Below are 18,969 nucleotides of genomic sequence, written 5' to 3'. Positions count from 1 at the left end.
CGGCCGGGGCGGCCCCCTTCATCTCTTCGAGACCAGGAGACATCTGGTGATCACCGACACCACCGACGAGACGATCCGCTACACCGCCGACGTGGTCCTGTTCGCCGCCGGCCACGTCCTGCTGATCGAGCGGGGCTGGGACCCGTTCAAGCGCCGGTGGGCCTTGCCCGGCGGCCATGTGAACACGGAGGAGAGCAGCCTGGACGCCTCCGGGCGCGAGCTGGAGGAAGAGACCGGCATCACCGTCCCGGTCACCGACCTCCGGCAGGTGGGCGCCTTCGACGCCCCCGGCCGTGACCCGCGCGGCCGGTACGTCAGCGTCGCCTACACGGCCACCCTGCCCTCGCTGGTCGAGCCGACCGCCGGGGACGACGCCACTGCCGCCCGCTGGTGGCCCCTGGACGCGCTCCCCGACCTCGCGTTCGACCACGCCGAGATCGTGGCGGCGGCCGCGAACCGCTGATCCTCTCCCGCGCGAGCGCGGCGTTCCTCCGTGCCGCCCCGGCCTCACCTGGCCGGGGCGGCACGCCGCTTCCAGCATCAACAGGCCCGGGTGGCGGAACCGGTATACGCAGCCGCCTTAAAAGCGGCCAACCTGCGGGTTCGAATCCCGCCCCGGGCACCACCAACAGCCAACCCGCGCGTGCCGGTTCTCCGGCCCGCCCAGCCAGCACAGGAAGGAGATGGGCCGTCATGCCGTACTTCGAGGTCGACGTCCCGACACACCACACCAACAGCGCCGCGCACGGCTCGCATGTATTCACAGGCTGGGCCGCCGACGCCGCCCAGGCGCTGGCCGCCGCGCACGCCGCCTACGACAGGGCTCTGCTGCTCACGTCGGCTGGCCGGGAGATCCCGTCGTCGTCCAGCGACGGCTGGGTGGCCCGGGGGCTGCGGCCGGACTGGGTCCTGGACTGGCACAAGGCCAAGACCAAGGCGTGGGTCAACCCCAACAGCCTGATCTGAATTCGCCCCGGGACGGGCGACTTGGTTGGACGCCGTTGGCGCCCGTCCCGGGCCTCGATCCCGCAACACGTACGAGAGAGGAACCCCCAGTATGAACGTCACCGCCCCCTTACAGACTCATCCCAGCCAACGTGCCCTGCTGCTCACCGCGGCAGCTCTGCCGCTGGCTGGCTGGACCGCGCACGGTGTCATCTGGCACCGGCGCCTGGCCACCGCCCAGCGTGACCCGCTCACGGGCGCCCAGCGCCGCGACGGATTCGAGCGCCGCGCGCAGCACCTCATCAACCGGTACGGCAACGCCGCCCTGGTCCTCTTGGTCGACCTCGACCACTTCAAAGCTCTCAACGACACCCACGGCCACGCCGCCGGGGACCGGGCGCTGACCGCGACCAGCGAGCGCCTCGCCCAGTGGGCTGGCACCCGTGGAGTCGTCGGACGCCTCGGTGGCGACGAATTCGCCGTCGCCACCCGCATCGGTCCCAGCCGCCGTGCACTACGCCTCGCCCAACTGGTCCGCGTGCTGACCGAACCGGTCGACGTGGACGGCCGCCTGGTCGACGTTGCCGCCTCCGTCGGCGCCGCCAGCCCCGACGCCCTGGGGACACGCGAGCTGTCCGCGCTGCTGCGCGGCGCGGACGCCGCCATGTACGACGGCAAGCATTCCGGCCGCGCGGTCCTCGCCGGACCGCAGCACGCCGCCGTGCCGTCCATCAACGGCCGTCGCGCCGGACGGCCCGGCACCAGCACCCTCGGAGCCGCCGCGTGAAGACGCCGACCCTGTACGCCCCGGACCACATCCGCGGCATCACCATCAAGCAGCCCTGGGCGGCCTGCATCCTGCACGGCGACAAGCGCGTGGAGAACCGGCCCCGCGCCTGGGCGCCGGGCTGGCGCCTGCTGCACGCCGGAGCCGAGATCGACCGGGCCGCCCTGAGCAACCCGCTCGTGGCCCGCACGATCCGCGGCCTGGAGCTGCCCACCCGCGCGGTCCTCGGCATCGTCCGCATCACCGGCTCCCACACCGACACCGGCGAGCCGTGCAGCCCCTGGGCGCAGCCCGAGCGTGTCCACCTGGACCTGGACGACGTCCACCCGCTGGCCTTGCCCGTCCCGTGCGACGGGCAGCTCGGCCCGTGGCGCGTCCCGCTCGCCGTGTTCGAGCAGTTCCTCGTCCAACTCCCCGACCTCGCCCAGCAGCTCACGGAGGTCCCGTCATGAGCCGAACCGGCGTCGCCAACGCCACCAAATTCCCTGCCCCAGACGCCCGGATCCCCTTCCCCTACAGCCCCACCCCCACCCGCTGCCAGACCGAACCGGCCCTGTTCGACCTCGACCACAGCGAACGCGGCCGGAACCGCACAAAGACTGAGAAGCAGCTGCATGCCGCGCGCACCGCCTGCTCCGGCTGCCCCCTGGTCGCCGACTGCCTGAAGTGGGCGCTCGCGAACGAGGACATCACCGACGTCGGCATCTGGGCCGCCACCACGCCCCGCCAGCGCCACGTCCTGCGCCAGCGCCTCATCGACCGCCTCGGACCGGACTGGATCGACGCCGTGGCCGAACACGACCAGGCTCGTCGCGAGCGGACGGCCAGGGCCCGCAACACCCCGCCGACCGTGAACGAGGCGCGGATCGTGGCACTGGACCGCCAGATGAACGGCCCGATGCCGTCCCGCCTGCCGCCCACCTCGAAGCAGCAGCAGCGCAACCTCACCCGACTCGTGGCCGGCCTCAAGGCCGCGTAGGAGCCGCGATGTTCACCGACTGGCAGCAGGCCCTCGAAGCCGAGGGCCTGCCCTTCACCCCGAACACCATCGAGCAACAGGCCGCCGCCGCGCGGACCGCTGCCCGCAAGGCCAGCAGCAAGGAAGACCTGATCCGCCTCCTGGACATCCTCGGGCTGCCCGGCGACGACGACACCCTCACCACCCTGCTCCCCCTCCTCACCGCCTCCGAAGGAGCCCCCGCAATGGTGCAGACCCCGAAGACCCCGACCCCCAACGCGTTCGAGGCCACGGCGCTGTCCATGTACTACGCCGACGCCAGCATCGCCGAGATCACCGCAGCCACCGGCTTGTCCGAGCGGGAGATCACCACCATGGTCAACGCCCAGGAGGAGCAGTTCGACAAGGACGCCGCCACCTCGACCGGCGAGGCCGTCACCGGCGACACGGTGGAGCAGCTGCTCGCCTGGGCCGAGGCCCACCCGACGGCTGGCATCCGCAACAAGGCTGCCCGGGTCCGCGGCCACCTCGCCGAACTCACCGACCGGCGCGCCAGCGACGACGCCCAGCACGAGGCCGAACAGCGCGTCGCGAAGCTCCGGGCTGAACTGGAACAGGCCCAAGAGCAGCTGCGCGCCGTGAAGGCCGGCACCCGCCAGGCCACCGCCACGACGACGGCCGCGCCCACCCCGATCCGTACCGGGCTCGGCAGCGGACGCACCAAGGAGGAGCTCGCCTTGATCCGGGCCTGGGCGCGCGAGAACGGTCACAAGGTCGCTGACGCGGGGATGGTCCCGAAGCGGGTCCTGGAGGCATTCGACGCCGCCCACCAGACGCTGACCCGGAAGGCCAGCTGAGATGGGTGACGCGATAGCCCTGGACGGCTTCCTGGACGAAGAGACCGTGCCCGGCGACCTGCACGGGTCGACGGCGCGGTTCCGGCTCACCGTCTCTCCGACGGACGAGCTCACGGACGAGATGATCCTGCCGTGCAGCGTCGCCGACCCGCAGATGGCGCACACGGTGCTGCACGAGCTGGTGCCCGGCGACCAGCTCCGCGTCACCGGCTACCTCCGGCTGCCCCGCACGCCGGACGAGCCGATGTGGCTGGTCGTAACCGAGCTGACCGTGCTGGAGTCTGCGCCGCTGATGTCTGACCCGGCCGCCGTGGCCACGGCGGTCATCGAGCGGTACGGGGCCTACGTCTGCTGGTTCGACGCGGACACTCCTGCGGTGGAGGTGTTCACCGAGGCTGGCCACTGGGTCGGCACCGCGCCCGAACCGAGCGGCCTGGGCGAACTTCTCGAAGGCTTCGAGCAGCGCCAGGCCGCCGGCGGCGAGTGAGTCAGCCGCCGTGCCCATCCGTCCCGAGAACCTGCACCGGTACCCGCGCGACTGGAATGCGATCAGTGCGCGGGTCCGGTTCGAGCGGGCAGGCGGCCGCTGCGAGTGCACGGGCCACTGCGGCCTGGCGCACCCCGGCGGCCGCTGCCCGGCCGTCCACGAGCAGATCCACCCGGACACCGGCTCCGTGGTCGGCCTGACCACCGCCCACCTCAATCACCAGCCGGAGGACGTGCGAGAGGAGAACCTGATCGCCGCCTGCCAGCTGTGTCATCTGCGGATTGATCACGGGCACCACCGGGTCACCCGCTCGCTCACCCTCGCCGCCCGCGCGGCCGCCGCCGGACAGCTCGGACTCCTCCCCGAGACCGAGCTCGTGCGCACCGAGCCGCCCACCCCGCCGCGCCCCGCCCGGGGCCGCACCCGCACGGCCGCGCTCCACCAGCTGCCCTTCCCCGACCCCGACCAGGAAATGTGAGGGCCGATGCCTACCACCGCCTTCGACCAGTTCACCCGCCGCACCACCGACGTCACTGCCCACCTCCACGGCCACCTCGTGCCCCGCGCCGCCGGCGACGGCCTCGCCCTTCCCTGGACCCACCCCGCCCGCGACCAGGAGGCCCCCGCGTGACCGCCTGCCCCAAACACCGCCGCGAGTTCCCCGTCGTAGCAGCCCCCTTCCAGCCCGGCCCCGAGCCGTACACCTGCAAGGGCTGCGGCAACCAGCTGGGCACCGAGGCATACCGGCGCGCCCACCACTGCCCCTGCTGCGGCGAGAAGGTAAGCCAGGACTGCCTGGGCAGCGGCCGGAGCCCCGCCCGCTGCCCGCACTGCGGCCGCATCGACTCCACCACCCTGCAGTTCCTGCCGGACGAGGACCCGATCACCGACCTCCTCACCGGCCGACTGCCGCCCCCGGCCGACTTCACCGCCACACAGCATGCCCGCGCGCTCTTCGGCGACGAGATCGCCCACTTCCTCACCTGGTCCTGGCAAGACCGCAACTTCCACCATGGCGCGCTCGCGGTGCGCGGCAAGGAGATGAAGACACGACTCCATGCGGGCACCGGCATGTTCGAGGCCGCCATCCCATGCCGCCGCCGCAGCTGCCGAGGCCAGCTCTGGCACCCCACCACCAGCGCCGACGACCTCCTGGCCCTCCACCGCGGCGCGCCCGTACGTCCCGCCGTCTCCCCATGCAGCCGCTGCGGTCGCAGGCCGTGACGAGGTGACCGGTCCAAAATGATCCCGTGACGCACCAGAAGGCCCCGACTCCGCGATACGCCGGAGTCGGGGCCTTCTTGCGTTCCGGGACAGATCAGGAGCTGGCGGCGGGCCCCGTCGCCCGGAGACCTCGGTCCGGGCGGCGGGGGCCGCTCTTTTGCGTTTCTGGAGCAGTCAGCTCATGGGCAGTTTTACGGCCGTAAAACCAGCCGCGCTGGGACTGTTCGATGCGGCAGCCAGCTCGCCTGACTCGCGCGGTTTTACGGCCGTAAAACCACGCGCGCCCGCACGCCTCGCCTGGACCCCCTCTGATCATCTGAGAGGATGCTTCCCGTCCATCCGAAGTACCGGGTTCCCGGGAAGTAGTCGGAGAGCAGTACATGCCCTACATCACCGTGCTCTTGAACCGTAAGGGCGGCGTTGGCAAGTCACTCATGACGGTCAACCTCGCTGCGGTCTACGCCGAAATCCTCGGCTGCGATGTCGTCGATGCCGAAGGCGAGACGGCAGGCGACGGCCCGTCCGTGGCGGTCGTCTCAATAGACCCCCAGGGCACCAGCATCGAACATGCTGAGAAGGTCAGGAAGGCCGGCAGGCCAGTCCCCTTCCGTGTAGTCGACGCAAGCCAGAGCATCGACAAGCTGCGTCGCCTTCGGCGTGCCAAGGCCGACATAATCATCGTCGACACCCCAGGCTTCATGCCGCTGAAGGCCGAAGACGACGAAGACGAGTCCATCGACCCCCTGGGCGACGGAACCACCGGAGACGCGCTGCGAGCCGTCCTCGACGTTGCTGACGACGTCATCGTCCCTCTCGAAGCTGAGGGGTCAGCCTTCACCCCGACCAGGGTCACCGTTGAGCGAGTCCTGGTCCCCCGCCAGATTCCCTACGGTGTCGTCGTCAACAACTGGGACCCCCGGGACGGCACCGCCGACCGAGACCGCACCATCAGCCTCGTCCAACGCAGAGGGTGGGAGCAGTACAACGCCACCGTCCGGCACTACAAGCCGCACACCCGCGGCATCACCAACGGGCGATTCTGCACCCAGTACGAGTCCAACCACATCGCCACCAAGGCCAAGCAGGACTTCGTGTCACTCGCCTTGGAGCACCAGCTCCGCCGCCAGAAGTACGCAGGAGGCCGATAGATGGCCAAGCACGATGAGTTCGACGACTTCTTCGGCGATGACGATGACACCCCAGTCGTCGACACCCGAGCCGACGGCCGCCTACTCCGTGTTCCGCTCAGCCGGCTTGCCTCCAACCTGGTCAACCCGCGTACCGACTTCGGCACCAAAGCCGAGCTGATCGACCTCGGGAAGAGCCTGCGACGCCGCCAGATCCAGGCATGCCCTGCCGTCAGCCGCAGCGCCTACCTGAAACTGTGGCCCGACCACGCGAAGCGGGTCGGTGACGTCGACTACGTCCTCGTCACCGGGGAGCGTCGATACCGTGGCGCCGTAGCCGCCGGCAGCCCCACCCTGAACTGTGTTGTCGACGACGGCTTGGCCAAGGACCGCAAGACGTTCATGGAGGCCGTGGTCTCCGAGAACGTCGACCGGCAGAACTTCAACCCCATCGAAGAGGCATACGCCGTCCAATCCCTCGTTGCCGAGTTCGGCTCCAACCGCGCCGTAGCCCAGCACTTCGAGCGGGTCGATGGGTGGGTCACCCAGCGCATCCTGCTCACCCACCTGGCCCCTGAGGTTCAGGACCTGGTGCGGAAGAAGGCCATGCCGCTCGATGCGGCGCGATCGCTGGGGAAGCTGGCCCGAGACAACGAATGGGACGGCGCAGAACAGCTGGCATGGTGGCAAGACGAGCAGAAGCAGCGGACGGCAGCGTCTGCTGAGCGGTCGGCAGCCAAGAAGGCAGCCAAGACGCCTGCTGCTCCCAAGCCGGTGACAGGTGAGCCGCCTGCCGGGGCTGGGCAGCAGGGGGCCGATCCGTTTTACGGCCGTAAAACGGATTCGGTCGACCCAGCACCGGAGGAACCGGCTGCCACGGAGCAACAGCTTCCTGCCAACGCGGCGAAGGAGGGCGCGCCAGCCGTCCCTGGACAGGCCACCCCACCCGAAGCAAGGGCTGGGGAAGGGGGCCAGCAGCCCAAGCTGTTCCCCTACGAAGACGGTGTCGCCGCGGCGCGCTACCTGATCCACAAGATGCCGACGGACGAGTTCAACAAGATGCTGGACCTGCTCAATAAGCACAGAGAACGTCAGGTTGTGGCCGGTTGACCCACCCGGCCTGAGCGTTTTCGCTGGAAATGGCGGCGGCCCCACCTCAACTGGTGGGGCCGCCGCCTTATTTGCGGGCGTCGAGCGGAGACCGGCGCGCCCCGCGCCCAGTCAGTCCTGGAACTCGGTGCTCTTCACGCCGTAGAACGTGGGCTTCGCGGGCCGGACCTCGGACTGCTCCAGGGTGTCGGCGAGCGGGGCGAACGTCTCGCTGCGGCGGACGACGTTGAGGAACTTGCCCAGCGCGTCCTTGTCCTCCCACAGCTCCTGTGCGGTGCTGATGATCAACGACTTTAGGTGATCCGACTCGGTCCCGGCCTCGTTCGCTGCCACGCTGTGTCCCCTCCTGGTCATCGGAACGATCAGCCAACCAACCGGTGACCCGCGCCCGCAAGACGGCCTTCGGTCAGGGGCCGGTCCAGGATGCTGTGGGTCCCGATCCGGTGCCACACGATGTGCCGGGCCCCGGCTATCTGCTCCCGGCCGTACGACCACGTCGCGCGCCCGTCCGGCGCCCAGGTGAGCTCGTAGACGCCCGGCGCGCAGCGGACGCCCTTGATGCGCAGGCCGGGCCGGAACAGCCCGGTGCGGAGGTCGGGGACGAAGGCGTCCAGGACGACGCGGCGGAACCGCCGGCGCTGGGCGGGAGTGAGGCGCTGGAGGTCGGCGGTGAAGCGGGGGAGCGACTCGTAGGTGGGCACGGTGTCCTCCGGGCAGCACGACGAAGCCCCCGGCGGTGCCGAGGGCTGAGGGGTGTTCGTCCTGTAGGGGCGGCGCTTGTTGGTGGTGCGCGCGTCTTGGTGCTCGTTGGTGTGGTCCGGCTTGTGGGGCGGTTGTCGGGGGTGGTGTGAAGGGCTGCCGGAGAGCGATGACATTGGCGTTCCGGCTGGAGCCGCTTCCCGCCTGACGGGCACGCGGGAAGAAAGTTCGGCTACGGCGCCCGCCAGGCGGGACGTACCGCTGATCTGGCTCTTCTTGCAGGTCAGGGCCGTGTGGCGTGGTCTGCATGACGACGGATATCAAGCTGATCACCGCCGGGCAGATGTACCGCTACTACCTGCGCCAGACCGTTGTCGGCGACGGTCGCCGCCCGGCCCGCACGCCGCTCCGCGAGGCGCAAGAGGAGGCCGGTGTCCCGGCCGGCCGATGGATGGGCCGCGGACTCGCCGCCCTCGGCCTGGCCGCCGGGGACGTCGTCACCGAGGCGCAGCTGCGCAACCTGTTCGGGGAGGGGGGCCGGCACCCGCACGCGGATCTGATCGAGGCCGACCAGCTGGCCGCGGGCAAGTCACCGAAGGCCGCGTGGAAGGCAGGCGCCCTCGGTCGTCGCGTGAAGGTCACTGGAGTCGACTTCGTCTTCCGTCCGCAGCCGACGGTCTACCTTCTGTGGGCGCTGGGTGATGACGAGACCCGGCGGGTGATCGAGGCCGCGCACGAGCGGGCGATCGAGAGAGTGCTGGAGTGGATCGAGGACGAGGTGGCGGTGATCCGGTACGGCAAGGACGGCGTCTATCAGGTCCGGCCGCCCGGCGGTCTGGTCGCCGCCCGCTTCCGCCACTACGAGGCACGGTCGGGTATGCCGTTGCTCCATGACCATCTGCTGCTGTCGGTGAAGGGGCAGCGTCTGGACGGGAAGTGGGGTTCGGTCCACTCGGAGGTCCTGTTCGAGAACACCGTCGCCGCGTCCGCGCTCTACAACGAGACCGTGATGATGGAGGTGTGTGAGGCGCTGGGGCTGGCCTCCGAGCCGCGTACCGTCACCGCCGGGCGCCGTCCGGTGATGGAGCTCGCCGGGGTGCCGCACGAGCTGATCCGCTGGACCTCACGGCGCAGCGACCAGATAGCCGCCTGCCTGGCAGAGCTGGAGCACGAGTACGTCACCGCCGTCGACGACGACGGCAACCTGAAGTTCGCGCCCGTGGTCTCGGAGCAGGCCCGCGCCAAACTGAACCGGATCGCGGCGAAGATGACCCGCCCGCCCAAGCAGCAGGCCCGGCCGCTCACGCAGCTGCGCGCGTGGTGGAAGGCGAGCGCGATCCTCACCTCCGGGGTGGCCGTCGACGTCATCAACTCCCTCCTCGAGCGCGCCCGTGCCGCAGCCGCGGCGATCCGGGCCCGCATCGCCGCCGTGGTCGACGTCGCCCTGGCGGCCGTCGACGTCACCGCGATGGTGTTCGTGACGAACAAGGACGGCTCCTTCCACCGCCGACACCTGCTCGCCGAAGCCCGCCGCCACCTCGCCCTCGTCCTGCGCGGCCGCCGCCGCGAACCCGGCCTGGACGAGAACATCGTGGACGCCGCCATCACCACGCACTGCCTGGACATCACCGAACCGAAGACGCTGCGCGGCCACATGCCGGCCTACCGCTTCTACACCGCCCGCTGGCTCCTGGACGACCCGCCGCCCACCCGCCGCCGCCCACCGGACGCCAACCCCGAGACCGACCACCGGCCCCCGGCCGGCCCCGGCGACCCGGACACACCCCGCCTGCCCCTGGAGCCGGGGGAGTGGGACATCCCGCGCGTCCCGCTCCTCTACGACCGCGCGGTCATCGCCTCCACCGCCCTCAGCGCCCAGCTGCGCACCGCGCGCCGCACCGGCCGCGCTCTGTACGACGTCGTGACGCACCAGCAGGCCGCGATGCCCGAGCAGCTCCTCATCCCGTTCCCGGACGCCGATTCCGGCGCCGACGACTCCGAGCCCAGGTCGCCGCTCGCCATGACGGCGCTGTCGGCCCTGAAGGAATCCCGCACGGACGTGGAGGCCGTCGATCTCACTGCCGAGCGGCTGCGCCACCTCCAGGACGCTTTCACCGCGGCGGCCGACCGGGCCCGCGCCACCATGGACCGCTACGCGCACCGCGACGATGCCGAGAGGCCGCACTCGGTGCGCGAGGACGACCAGCAGGCGCACCGCCCGGAGCAGCCCGGTGCGCATCGCGGCCGGGAGGCCGGCCACTGAGTGCACCCGATGCCGTGGTTCGCACCGGCGATGCACGGCATCCACTCCACTGAGTGGAGTGGGCGACATCGTGCGGGAGTGGGCGACATCGCCGGGCACGATGCTCTGCATCCACCCGGTGTGTACCCGCCGCATCTCCCCTTGACCACGGCCCGTGTCAAGGGGAAACGCGCCGCCCACCGGGGCCCGCTCCACCCCACCGAGCGCACCCGATGCGCAGCACTCCCGCGCCGCTGGCCGCACCGGTGCGCATCCACCCCACGGTGGTGCGGCTACCGGTTCGCACCGGGTACGGAGTGCACCGCGTGCGCCAGCACCAGGCGCTCATCGCGCATCGCCTCCAGGGTGTCGGCGGTGTCCGGGTGGTCGGGGTCCGGGATGACGTTCGCGGTGAACCGGATGATGCTGCGGGCGATGCCCGGCACCGCCGTGGTGGGGGAGTCCCGCGCCCAGTCCCGCAGCGCGGACAGCAGCGCGCACCCGACCTCGTCCAGCGCGAAGGAGTCCGCGCACGGGTCGGCCTCCCCGTCCACGGTCGTGACGGGCCAGACGATGTCCTCGGCCAGCCGCAGCAGGACGAACGCCAGCTGCGGGTCCGCTTCCGCCCGCCCGGCGACAGCGCCGGCGCCACCCATCTGCAGCGCCAGGAGGTAGTCGAAGCCCCGCTCCACCTGCTCGGGCGTCAGCGGTGTACGGGACGGGATCAGGTACGGCATCAAGCTCTCCTCACGATGGCCGCCGCGCGAACCACGGCGTCGTCCTCGCATGGTCGGCGTGCTGACCTGTGGACAGAGGACGGAGAACTCTCCCTCCCCATCAGACGGGATGAATCGGGCTGCAAGGGTCAAACTCGGCCCCCTTGTCCAGCGTGGTCGGCCCGACCACGAGCCCGACCCCGACCCCTTGTCCAGGTCGGCTGCCGCCCGACCACCGCCGCGTTTCTCCTTGACCACGCTCGCTACCAGCGCCCGTCAGACCGCGGACATGGGGGTACCCTGCACGCTGCTCCCTCGATCACCGCCCGCCCAAGGGCAGTCCGAAGCGAAGGAGCCACGACGATGACCACACGTCGCCCACCAGCCGGCGCCCTGCACGCCCACCCCGGCCATGGACCCGACCAGCACCGGGCAAGCCGAAGTGGGCTCCTTGAGCGCCCACTTCGGGGGGCACTTGGGAACCCCCTTTGGTGCCCGACACCTGGGGGTAGGGGAAACTTGCTGGTCAGGATGGGAATCGGCGCGAAAACTGCGCCGTCACAACCCTCTTCTCTACTCCTGATGTCAGTAGTGGAGGAGATCATCGGGTTCCGGGGGGCCCGGACGCCCTTCCAGGCCAGGCGCGGCCGGCGCCCAGCCGGTGGCCAGTCGCGAGCAACGAGGGAGCAGAGCTGATGGCGGGGAAGCGGAAGACCAACCCGGCGGGGTCGACGAACAGTTTCCGCGGTGACGTGCTGCGCGTGCTCGGAGCGCTGAAGGTCGCGACGACTGATCAGATCCAGCGGATCGGCGCTCCGCACCTGAACTTCCGGCACACCGACAAGGACACCCCGTCCGAGCAGAAGACGGCCCGCACCGCCTCGCACACTGGTGCGCTCTCCGACATGCGCAAGCACGGCCTCGCCGAGACCGGCGGCTCCACCGGGACGGGGGAGAGGCTGCGGAACCTGACCGCCAAGGGCCTGGAGGCTGCCTCCTACGAGCTGCGGCGCCCGGTGACGGAGATGGGTTCCACCGCACGCGGTGCGGGTTCCAGCGGCGGCTCACACCCCATGGCCGTCAACGAGACCGTCATCGCGATGCTGCGCCCGAAGCCGAACATGGCCAAGCTCGCCGACGACCCGGCCGAAGTCCGGGCCGCCGCGCAGGCCGCCGTCGACGAGCCGGCCGGGATCGGCACGATCGCCTCGTACTGGACCGAGGTCCCGCTGCCCGCCACCGGCACATGGAACGCGCCCGGCAAGGGCGGCGCCCAGGCCGACATCGTCCTCACCGCCCCGCAGGACCAGGTGCCGCTGCTGTTCATCGAGGTCGACAACTGCCACGAGACCGCGGAGGAGCTCGCCGACAAGCTGGAGAAGTACGCCCGGTTCTTCCGGCGGAAGATGAAGGACACCGACGGCAAGGAGCGCCCGATGTGGCGCACCCGCTGGACGGCTCCGGAGACCTGGTCCGGCGACCGGACGCACCCGCCCGTGCTGCTGGTGTTCAACCGGGTCGGCGAGCGCAACCCCAACCTCACGATCCCGCGCCTGATGGAGCTCACCCGGCACCTGTGGGAGGGCGATCGGCAGAAGGGCGGCCACCACCACTACGACGGGCGGATCCCGATCATCGCGACCGGGCTGAACAACCTGCGCAAGGACGGCCCGGCCGGACCGGTGTTTCTCCGCTTCGGCCGCGAGCACATGCAGCCCCTGCGGGAAGCGATCGGTAACCCCCGCCGCGAGGCGGCCGATGCCCGCGCCCGGGCAGCGGCCAAGGTCCGCCAGGACGAGTACCAGGCACAGGTGCGGCGGGCGGCCCAGGAGCAGACCGCGAAGAAGGCAGCCGAGCGTGAGGCCCGCCGTCCCGTCTGCACCGGCTGCGGGGCGAAGTTCACCGACGAACGGTGGGAGGCGGCCCAGGCAACGGACTGGGGCACCCCGAGGGACACCCACCCGCACCTGTGTGACGACTGCAAGCAGAGGGTCGGCGCCGCCGTCAGCCAAGCGGCTGACAAGCAGGAGCACCAGGAGCCGGTGCGTGGCGAGGTAGGGCCGCACGACTTCCAGCGGAACGCCCGCCGTCCCGTCTGCACCGACTGCGGTGCCGAGTTCACCGACGAACGATGGAAGGCGACCGAGCGCGTCGGCTGGGGCGTTGCTCAAGAGCCCCGCCCGTCTCTGTGCGGAGACTGCGACCGGCGGTTCGAGACCGAATGGCAGGAAGCCTGGCCGGACCAGCACCAGGAGGAGGACCAGGCGGTGCCCGAGCAGCGGAAGGCCACCGGCTGGTTCTCACGTCTGCGCGGCTGACGCGGCCTGTCGCCGTTCTCGCTCTGGGACACTGAGGGCCACCATTCCAGCGGCGAGGGGCGAGCACATGGCGGCGAAGACGGATCCGGCGAAGTTGGCGCGGCAGGCCCGAGACCTGATCGAGGAGTTCAACCGCGTGGTGCTGGACGACGCGAAGGACCTGTCGGCGCCCGCTCTGTCGGAAGCCACCCAGGCGCTGAAGTCGTTGGTCGAGCGGCTCCCGCAGGCGTTCGAGCAGACCGCCGACGTCCTGGAGCTGCTGGCCGCCAACGACAAGGTCACGGTGGAGCAGGGCGACCCGAAGAGCGAGGTGGCCACGACCGCCGCAGAGCTTCGGACCGTCGCGGCCGACAGCGAGCAGCTGGCCAAGAGCCTCGCCAACCCTGCGTCGGCCCTGTTCCTCATGGGCGGTCGCTAAGCATGGCCGGCCTGCCCTCGCCTGAAGAGGTCGAAGCCGCCCGTACGCCTGCCGGCGGCTGGAAGCGTGACCAGCTCGCCGCCTGGGGTGTCTCGTGGCCCCCGCCCAAGGGATGGAAGGACGAGCTCATCGAGCGCTGGGAGGCCGCGCGCCAGGATGGCGCACCGCCGCCGCCCCTGCCCAGCCCAGCCCCGGCCGACTTCGCACAGGAAACGCTCGACTTCGGCTGACCCGACGACAGCGGGTCCGGACAGGATTACCCTGCCCGGCCCCGCTGCTCACCGGCTGAGGCGGATACGCGGCCCCCACGCGAACTCGAGGTCGTCCAGGAAGACGGTCTCCAGCTCCTTCTCCCACTGGGCGCGCAGACCGAAGGGGTTGGTCTCCATCTGCTCCAGGATGACCAGGGTCTCGGGCTGCCCGATCAGCGCGTACCGGCCGTGCGAAGCGGGCCTGCTGCCCGGCCCGTACGCCCGCAGCAGCTCCTCCAAGCGGTCGCGGTGCTGCTCCACGAACACCTCCAGGCGCTCGATGTACCCCTCGCGTTCCTCGGCGCGCACCGCGCTCAGCGCGACGTCCAGGAACTCCCCGTCCGGCCAGTGGCGCTCGCCGGGCGCGGCCAGGGCCCACGGGAACCGTTCCGCCGCCGCCAGGACGTCCTTCGCGTCCAGCGCCACGGCCGGAGCCGGAGACGGTTCCTCCACCGGGGCCAGCTCCTGCCCGTAGGCGTCCGCGTCGTGCGCCGGTGGCGCGCTCGGCGCGTGCCGGGCAGTGTTCGCCAGCGGCATGTCCAGTGCTTCCAGGTGGGCCAGGAGCAGGCGGGCCAGGGTGCGTCCGTGGTCGCTGCCGCGTGGTTGCTGGGAGGTGCTGCCGTCGCCCCGGTCGCCGGGGTAGGCCAGGTGCCAGGGGTATACGACGGTGCGGTGGAAGAAGTCGGCGAGCACCTCGTAGAGGCCGGTGGCTTCGGGGGCGGGTTCGTAGGCGCCGACCACGGCGGCCGCGGCCTGCCCGGTCTCGGCGGCGGCCTGCGAGAGTGCCTCCTGGATGTGCCGTGCTGAGTTCGAGGGCGTGTCCTCGAAGACCTCCACGATTCGGTACAGGCCCGGCGGCCCGTATAGGTTGCCTTCCTTCGTGCGGCGCACCATCACTGCGGCCTCCTCGACCGAGTCGGCGGTGGCCCGGTTGGTCACCTCCGAGGCTCCGGGGTGTTCCGGTTCGGTGCACCTGGCCAGGACCTGGTAGAGCCCCCGCTGCTCGGGCGGCCGTACCCCGCCGGACGCGGGGTGCCCCTGTCCGCGCTCCTCCGGATCGCCCGCAGGTGTGTACCCGCATCCGAAGGCTTGCTGGCTCACCAGATTTCGGATCCGCTTCAGCTCCGTCATCCGCACCGCCGCCGCGTGCCGGTCCGCGGGGTCTGCCCCGTCCCTGTCGGCGGAGATCAGCTCACGCAGCTGCTCGTACGTCAGGCCGGTGACCTCCTGGCGAACCGCCATGCGGATCTCGAAGTCGCTGCGTGCTGTCGTCATGGTCTTCCTCCGATTGGTGCCGTCGGTGTTCACGCTGTTTCTCCCTGGTCGGTGCGGGTGCGGGTGCGTTGGGTGGCCCAGTCCGGATCGCGTTGGGGCGCCGGCGCCCGCGTGTCGGCGGCCGGGGCGCGCATGATGCGCCAGCTGGTGCGCGGCGCGGTGACGACATGGACCGGGACGACGACGGCCTGGTGGCCGGAGATGCCCCGGGCCCACGGCCCGGTGAAGCGGACCTGATCGGCTGCCCAGTCGCCTGCACGCCGTCACGGGCGAAGACGTCCGAGCAGATAGCCGGCGGCGAGCGCGGCGGCCGCGATGATGACGACGCCCATCACGACCACCGCATCCCGACCTCGGACAGCTGCTCCACCCGCTCCGGGGACAGCGTCGCGGCCCTGCTCCGCTGGTTGCTGACCCACGCCCCCAGACGGAACTGGAGCTCCCAGCCGTCCTCGGAGAGCACGGTCTCGACATGCTTCCGGGGGACCTTCAGGTGGCCCTCGCGCTCGAAGAACTGCCGGGCGGCCGCCAGGTTCGCGGTCCACTTGTCGGCCTGCGTACGGCGCGGCTTCGGCCTCTCCTCCTCGGTGGCGGGCTCGATCCCGAGGACCTGCTCGCACATCCACTGCTGCACGCCCGTGAGCTTGTCCCAGCCGAGACGCTGCGCACGGACCCATCGGCCGAGATCTTCGCCCTGGTGCACGACGACGCCGGGCTCGCTGGGCAGTTCACCACCGACCTCCTCGAGGTGGAGGCGGGTGAGATGGAACGCCCTCTGCCATTCCACGGGCCAGGTGGGGCACCAGGAGGGGTCGATGTCCTCCAACTGCTCGCGCCGCTCCGGCGACATCGCCCCGGCCCAGGACTCCACCGGCAGCCCCTCCGCCTGGCGCTGTTCGAGCTCCTGGGCGCGCCGGGCGGCGGCCCGCGCGTTCTTCAACCAGATGCCCACCTTGTAGCCCTGGTGGGCGGCATCCAGCGGCGCCAGGAGGTGGCCATTCTCGGCGGCCCACCCACGCGCTGCCGACAGACCCTCCTCCCAGGCGACATCGAAGTGCGACCAGACCATGCCGAGCTTCTCCAGCTGCGCGATGCGGTCTTCGTCCATGTCGCCGCGGGCGTAGAAGCGGCGGGCGTCGGCGGTCCACTGCCCCAGCGGGAAGTTTGCGAGCGAGGCCGGCCACCCGACCCCTTCGGCCTCTTCGCCTTCGGGGACGCGGTAGGTGAACGGGACGCGCAGGTCGCCGTGTTCGCGGGCGAAGATGACTGCGGCCTCGATCCCGCGCCGCCAGTGCTCGTGCTCCGGGTTGAGGACCCGCAGGTTGATGAAGGCGGCGAGCGCGGCCGGATCGCGGGGCGTGGAGAACTTCAGCAGGGCCTTGGCGGGGGCACTGACGCCCCCGGAGCCCTCACCGCTCCCGCCCGCGCTCTTCCCGCTCTCGTCCTTGCTGACGGGCTTGTAGCGGCTCGGTGCCTGCTGCTCCGCGAGGTTCTCCACGATCCGCGCGTCGTGCGCCCGCAGCGCCTCCAACAGCTTGGCCAACCCGCCGAACGCCCGACTGGTGAGCATGTTGTCCGCCGTCTCGCCCGGCCCGAGCAGCACCGGCACCACGAGCGAGGCCATCTTCCCCTCGCCCGGCTGCATCCGCAGCGCCCGCCCCACCGCCTGGACCAGGTCCGGCATCGACCCGCGCACATCCGCCCAGTACACGGAGTCGCAGTTCTTCGTGTCGACGCCCTCGCCCAGCACCTTCACCGAGCACAGGAAGCACTTCTCCACCACAGTGCCGTCCGTGGCGATCCCGGCCGCGAACTCCCCGAGCAGCCGGCGGCGGTGGAGCGGCTTGTGGTCGCCGCACAGCCAGTCCGCCCAGATCGTCTTGGGGTACAGCTCCGGGTCACTGGCGTGCAGCTGTGCGGCGACGTCCGGAAGGCCGGCCGCGAACGCCTCGGCTTCCTTGACGATGTGGTGGAAGACGAGCGTGCGCCGGAAGTTCTCCTCAGCCGACGCCTTCACCAGGGCGGTCTGTAGCGCGGCGAGCCGGGCCCCGCGAACCTCTGCCGAGCGGCCCTCCGCGCCCAGGAGCTGCGCGGCCTGGAGCGCGGTGTCGGTGACGTCCACGCATACGACCTGGTAGGGGGCACAAATTCCCCGGTCGATGGCCTCCGAAAGCGTCAAAGTGAACGCCCTGCTGCCGAAGGGGCCCTCCGGGTCGTCTTCCATGCTCGCGACCAGTTCGCCGGGTGCGCCAGCCTCGTCCTCGTCCCCGAGCTGCCACAGCCGGGGCGTGGCCGTCATGTACAGGCGGCGCAGGGACGGGATCTTCTGGTTGTCGTGGACGACCGCCCACGGCTTCCCGATCCGGCCCGAAACGCGGTGGGCTTCGTCCACGACGATCAGGTCCCAGGCCGCCAGACCCCCGGCGTGCGCCCGCTCCAGCGTGCCGAGCCCCAGGCTCGCGTACGTGGCATACACGGTCACCTTGTCCAGGCCCCGCGTCCACTCCACCAGCTCGTCCACGTCCGTGGTGTTGGGGAAGGACACCTCCTCACCGCGCAGCGAGGACACCCCGATCATCGGCCCCCGGCGGCCTCCCTCGCGCCACGCGGCCTCGGTCTGGGCGAGCAGGTCCAGCGAGGGCACGAGCACCAGCACACGGCCCGCGTGGAGCTCCTCCGCGCTGCGGACCGCCACCCGGGTCTTCCCGGACCCGGTCGCCATGATCACCTGCGTTCGAAGCCCTCGTTCGGGCACAAGTGATCTTGCAGGCAATTCGAGAGCGCGCACGACCGCGTCAATGGCCTCTCGCTGGGCTGCTTCGCGCTGGTCAGCGCGGTCTGTGCTCGACATATTCGCCTGCCTTATCCTGGGATGCCGTCCGGTCGATTCGGACGGTGGGAAACGGGAAACCTGCACGTGGAGGAGTCGCAGTGGCTACGGTTGAACTGACGCGGTCGGCTGACTGCTTTGCCCCACCGGAGCACCGGCAAGGCCCTGTGATGGATCTCGATAACCCTCCGGAGCTGTCCGGGGTGGTGGGCTCTGAGTCCATAGCGTATCTCGACTTCAAAAATGAAGCACACAGAATGCCGAGATTCCCCCGAACGTGGCTGAAAGCTGTTAGTCTTGCCTTATCGCAAGCCAATCCGAAGCCTTGACGCCCCCTCAGTCCACCCTCCCTCTCCGGGTGGCCGGCCCCCGGACTCCCCCACCTGTCCCGACTGCCCGTCACCACTCCTCCTTTTGCTGCTGCTTGTGGCGTGAGCCTGGTGGGCGGGCCGCGCGGAGCGTGGCACGCCTGGCCGCACGGGAGTTGAGGGGTGCGCCCTGGGGTGGCTGGAGCGCAGCGGAGGCCACGGGTCGGCCGGAGGTCGGCCCCGGTCCGCAACGCGGGCCGGATGCCCTGCGGTTGGCGCAGCGCGCGCAGCGCGTGCCGCCTGGCGGTGAGCGGAGCGAGCCGCATCCGCTCACGCGGAGCGGGAGCGGCCGGGGAGCGTAGCGACCCGGTTCGCTTCTTCGGGCGCAGCCCGAAGGGACCCGCTCCGCGGGAGATC

The 18,969-nt window shown here is 70.9% G+C and carries 22 protein-coding genes and 1 tRNA gene; 18 read left to right on the top strand and 5 right to left on the bottom strand.

Annotation, left to right across the window (positions count from 1 at the left end):
• Window positions 1-46: 46 nt before the first annotated feature.
• From ACZ5XZ_RS36935 to ACZ5XZ_RS36875, 13 genes are all read left to right on the top strand, one after another.
• A complete protein-coding gene (locus ACZ5XZ_RS36935; protein WP_468986468.1) occupies window positions 47-463 on the top strand; it encodes an NUDIX domain-containing protein in 417 nt (138 codons plus the stop codon).
• A gap of 84 nt (window positions 464-547) precedes the next feature.
• Window positions 548-625 (top strand) — tRNA-Leu (locus ACZ5XZ_RS36930).
• Window positions 626-693: 68 nt separating this feature from the next.
• Entirely contained in the window at window positions 694-966 is a 273-nt protein-coding gene (locus ACZ5XZ_RS36925) for a hypothetical protein (RefSeq protein WP_468986467.1), read from the top strand.
• Window positions 967-1,057: 91 nt separating this feature from the next.
• Window positions 1,058-1,732: a GGDEF domain-containing protein gene (locus ACZ5XZ_RS36920; protein ID WP_468986465.1), complete on the top strand. Its 675-nt coding sequence runs from the start codon at window positions 1,058-1,060 to the stop codon at window positions 1,730-1,732.
• Complete coding sequence (locus tag ACZ5XZ_RS36915) at window positions 1,729-2,184, top strand: ASCH domain-containing protein (protein WP_468986463.1); 456 nt, start codon at window positions 1,729-1,731, stop codon at window positions 2,182-2,184. The genes ACZ5XZ_RS36920 and ACZ5XZ_RS36915 overlap by 4 nt, the downstream gene beginning before the upstream one ends.
• Window positions 2,181-2,711: a WhiB family transcriptional regulator gene (locus tag ACZ5XZ_RS36910; RefSeq protein ID WP_468986461.1), complete on the top strand. Its 531-nt coding sequence runs from the start codon at window positions 2,181-2,183 to the stop codon at window positions 2,709-2,711. Before ACZ5XZ_RS36915 ends, ACZ5XZ_RS36910 begins: the two co-directional genes overlap by 4 nt.
• Before the next feature lie 8 nt (window positions 2,712-2,719).
• On the top strand, window positions 2,720-3,547 hold the full coding sequence (locus ACZ5XZ_RS36905) for an Lsr2 family DNA-binding protein (RefSeq protein ID WP_468986460.1): 828 nt from the start codon (window positions 2,720-2,722) through the stop codon (window positions 3,545-3,547).
• Between the two features lies 1 nt (window position 3,548).
• Entirely contained in the window at window positions 3,549-4,034 is a 486-nt protein-coding gene (locus ACZ5XZ_RS36900; RefSeq protein ID WP_468986458.1) for a hypothetical protein, read from the top strand.
• Window positions 4,035-4,044: 10 nt separating this feature from the next.
• Complete coding sequence (locus ACZ5XZ_RS36895) at window positions 4,045-4,512, top strand: hypothetical protein (RefSeq protein WP_468986456.1); 468 nt, start codon at window positions 4,045-4,047, stop codon at window positions 4,510-4,512.
• Window positions 4,513-4,518: 6 nt separating this feature from the next.
• Window positions 4,519-4,665 carry a hypothetical protein gene (locus tag ACZ5XZ_RS36890; RefSeq protein WP_468986454.1) on the top strand — a complete coding sequence of 49 codons (147 nt, stop codon included), beginning with the start codon at window positions 4,519-4,521 and terminating at the stop codon, window positions 4,663-4,665.
• Window positions 4,662-5,258: a hypothetical protein gene (locus tag ACZ5XZ_RS36885; protein WP_468986452.1), complete on the top strand. Its 597-nt coding sequence runs from the start codon at window positions 4,662-4,664 to the stop codon at window positions 5,256-5,258. Before ACZ5XZ_RS36890 ends, ACZ5XZ_RS36885 begins: the two co-directional genes overlap by 4 nt.
• 380 nt (window positions 5,259-5,638) lie before the next feature.
• Entirely contained in the window at window positions 5,639-6,406 is a 768-nt protein-coding gene (locus ACZ5XZ_RS36880) for a ParA family protein (RefSeq protein WP_468986450.1), read from the top strand.
• On the top strand, window positions 6,407-7,495 hold the full coding sequence (locus ACZ5XZ_RS36875) for a ParB/RepB/Spo0J family partition protein (RefSeq protein WP_468986448.1): 1,089 nt from the start codon (window positions 6,407-6,409) through the stop codon (window positions 7,493-7,495). It begins immediately after the preceding gene.
• Between the two features lie 111 nt (window positions 7,496-7,606).
• On the opposite strand, the gene ACZ5XZ_RS36870 is transcribed toward ACZ5XZ_RS36875, so the two are convergent.
• Both ACZ5XZ_RS36870 and ACZ5XZ_RS36865 read right to left on the bottom strand, forming a co-directional pair.
• Entirely contained in the window at window positions 7,607-7,783 is a 177-nt protein-coding gene (locus ACZ5XZ_RS36870; protein ID WP_468986447.1) for a hypothetical protein, read from the bottom strand.
• A 74-nt stretch (window positions 7,784-7,857) separates the two neighbouring features.
• Window positions 7,858-8,196, bottom strand: coding sequence for a hypothetical protein (locus ACZ5XZ_RS36865; RefSeq protein WP_468986445.1), 339 nt, complete (start codon window positions 8,194-8,196; stop codon window positions 7,858-7,860).
• 305 nt (window positions 8,197-8,501) lie between these two features.
• Between ACZ5XZ_RS36865 and mobF the strand changes: the two genes are divergently transcribed.
• On the top strand, window positions 8,502-10,457 hold the full coding sequence (gene mobF, locus ACZ5XZ_RS36860) for a MobF family relaxase (protein WP_468986443.1): 1,956 nt from the start codon (window positions 8,502-8,504) through the stop codon (window positions 10,455-10,457).
• A gap of 272 nt (window positions 10,458-10,729) precedes the next feature.
• Here mobF and ACZ5XZ_RS36855 read toward each other — a convergent pair whose 3' ends face one another.
• A complete protein-coding gene (locus ACZ5XZ_RS36855) occupies window positions 10,730-11,173 on the bottom strand; it encodes a hypothetical protein (RefSeq protein ID WP_468986441.1) in 444 nt (147 codons plus the stop codon).
• 674 nt (window positions 11,174-11,847) lie between these two features.
• Here ACZ5XZ_RS36855 and ACZ5XZ_RS36850 point away from each other — a divergent pair.
• The 3 genes from ACZ5XZ_RS36850 to ACZ5XZ_RS36840 all read left to right on the top strand — a co-directional run bounded on the left by ACZ5XZ_RS36850 (window position 11,848) and on the right by ACZ5XZ_RS36840 (window position 14,118).
• On the top strand, window positions 11,848-13,470 hold the full coding sequence (locus ACZ5XZ_RS36850; RefSeq protein ID WP_468986438.1) for a replication-relaxation family protein: 1,623 nt from the start codon (window positions 11,848-11,850) through the stop codon (window positions 13,468-13,470).
• A 67-nt stretch (window positions 13,471-13,537) separates the two neighbouring features.
• Complete coding sequence (locus ACZ5XZ_RS36845) at window positions 13,538-13,888, top strand: hypothetical protein (RefSeq protein WP_468986436.1); 351 nt, start codon at window positions 13,538-13,540, stop codon at window positions 13,886-13,888.
• A gap of 2 nt (window positions 13,889-13,890) precedes the next feature.
• On the top strand, window positions 13,891-14,118 hold the full coding sequence (locus ACZ5XZ_RS36840; RefSeq protein ID WP_468986434.1) for a hypothetical protein: 228 nt from the start codon (window positions 13,891-13,893) through the stop codon (window positions 14,116-14,118).
• 48 nt (window positions 14,119-14,166) lie between these two features.
• Here ACZ5XZ_RS36840 and ACZ5XZ_RS36835 read toward each other — a convergent pair whose 3' ends face one another.
• Window positions 14,167-15,414, bottom strand: coding sequence for a hypothetical protein (locus tag ACZ5XZ_RS36835; RefSeq protein WP_468986433.1), 1,248 nt, complete (start codon window positions 15,412-15,414; stop codon window positions 14,167-14,169).
• Between the two features lie 72 nt (window positions 15,415-15,486).
• On the opposite strand from ACZ5XZ_RS36835, the gene ACZ5XZ_RS36830 reads away from it, so the two are divergent.
• Window positions 15,487-15,651, top strand: a complete 165-nt coding sequence (locus ACZ5XZ_RS36830; RefSeq protein WP_468986430.1) for a hypothetical protein — start codon at window positions 15,487-15,489, stop codon at window positions 15,649-15,651.
• Window positions 15,652-15,745: 94 nt separating this feature from the next.
• Here the strand turns inward: ACZ5XZ_RS36830 and ACZ5XZ_RS36825 are convergent, their stop codons facing one another.
• Window positions 15,746-18,265: a helicase associated domain-containing protein gene (locus ACZ5XZ_RS36825; RefSeq protein WP_468986429.1), complete on the bottom strand. Its 2,520-nt coding sequence runs from the start codon at window positions 18,263-18,265 to the stop codon at window positions 15,746-15,748.
• Window positions 18,266-18,969: the final 704 nt, after the last annotated feature.

The organism is Streptomyces sp. NPDC033270 (genome assembly GCF_055576575.1).
This window is presented reverse-complemented; position numbering and strand designations above follow the sequence as displayed.

Coding starts and splice junctions, on each gene's coding strand:
- ACZ5XZ_RS36925 (WP_468986467.1), top strand. CDS start 694: ATGCCGTACTTCGAGGTCGACGTCCCGACACACCACACCAACAGCGCC.
- ACZ5XZ_RS36920 (WP_468986465.1), top strand. CDS start 1,058: ATGAACGTCACCGCCCCCTTACAGACTCATCCCAGCCAACGTGCCCTG.
- ACZ5XZ_RS36910 (WP_468986461.1), top strand. CDS start 2,181: ATGAGCCGAACCGGCGTCGCCAACGCCACCAAATTCCCTGCCCCAGAC.
- ACZ5XZ_RS36905 (WP_468986460.1), top strand. CDS start 2,720: ATGTTCACCGACTGGCAGCAGGCCCTCGAAGCCGAGGGCCTGCCCTTC.
- ACZ5XZ_RS36900 (WP_468986458.1), top strand. CDS start 3,549: ATGGGTGACGCGATAGCCCTGGACGGCTTCCTGGACGAAGAGACCGTG.
- ACZ5XZ_RS36890 (WP_468986454.1), top strand. CDS start 4,519: ATGCCTACCACCGCCTTCGACCAGTTCACCCGCCGCACCACCGACGTC.
- ACZ5XZ_RS36880 (WP_468986450.1), top strand. CDS start 5,639: ATGCCCTACATCACCGTGCTCTTGAACCGTAAGGGCGGCGTTGGCAAG.
- ACZ5XZ_RS36875 (WP_468986448.1), top strand. CDS start 6,407: ATGGCCAAGCACGATGAGTTCGACGACTTCTTCGGCGATGACGATGAC.
- mobF (WP_468986443.1), top strand. CDS start 8,502: ATGACGACGGATATCAAGCTGATCACCGCCGGGCAGATGTACCGCTAC.
- ACZ5XZ_RS36855 (WP_468986441.1), bottom strand. CDS start 11,173: ATGCCGTACCTGATCCCGTCCCGTACACCGCTGACGCCCGAGCAGGTG.
- ACZ5XZ_RS36850 (WP_468986438.1), top strand. CDS start 11,848: ATGGCGGGGAAGCGGAAGACCAACCCGGCGGGGTCGACGAACAGTTTC.
- ACZ5XZ_RS36845 (WP_468986436.1), top strand. CDS start 13,538: ATGGCGGCGAAGACGGATCCGGCGAAGTTGGCGCGGCAGGCCCGAGAC.
- ACZ5XZ_RS36840 (WP_468986434.1), top strand. CDS start 13,891: ATGGCCGGCCTGCCCTCGCCTGAAGAGGTCGAAGCCGCCCGTACGCCT.
- ACZ5XZ_RS36835 (WP_468986433.1), bottom strand. CDS start 15,414: ATGACGACAGCACGCAGCGACTTCGAGATCCGCATGGCGGTTCGCCAG.
- ACZ5XZ_RS36825 (WP_468986429.1), bottom strand. CDS start 18,265: ATGTCGAGCACAGACCGCGCTGACCAGCGCGAAGCAGCCCAGCGAGAG.